The following is a 545-nucleotide window of genomic DNA, read 5'->3' on the forward strand; positions in this document are numbered from 1 at the left end:
GAACCAGGGAGACCTGAGTGTCTGTCAAGATCGGTATCAACGGCTTCGGCCGCATCGGACGCAACTACACGGTTCAACCCCGGCGACCCGGCGACCGCGCTGGAGGCCGATGGCCTCAGTGTCGTCGCCTATTGGCTCGTCGCGGTCGTGCTGCTGGGGCTGCTGGCGGCGGCGATCACCTGGGCGTGGACACTCCTGCGCCGCCAGTCGCGCAAGAGTGCGCAAGACCCTCATCGACTTCCCGGCACGGCAACGAAACATGACGTGGCTCAGGCCGCCTCCGCCAAGGCGCTGCTATCTCGGGCAGGGAATCTCCGGCCCTCTCTGGAGCGTCCCGCGCCGTCCGATGTGGGCTATCGGATCGGCACCTCGCATGGGCTTGACGTGTGGGCCAGCGTGGAGGACTCTCTGCTGGTCATCGGCCCGCCTCGAAGCGGCAAATCCCTCCAGATCGTCGTGCCGTCGATCCTGGATGCGCCCGGCGGAGTGGTCGCCACCTCGACCCGCCCGGACAACCTCACCGCGAGCCTGCGCCCGCGCCAACG

1 pseudogene is annotated in these 545 nt (G+C 68.1%); it reads left to right on the top strand.

Annotation, left to right across the window (positions count from 1 at the left end):
- Positions 1 to 21: 21 nt before the first annotated feature.
- Positions 22 to 545 (top strand): annotated as a pseudogene (locus tag KZA10_RS17310) (type VI secretion protein); the annotation flags it as partial.

Origin of the sequence: Microbacterium sp. BF1 (assembly GCF_019279095.1) — a bacterium.
In the GTDB taxonomy this organism is placed as follows: Bacteria; Actinomycetota; Actinomycetes; order Actinomycetales; family Microbacteriaceae; genus Microbacterium; species Microbacterium maritypicum.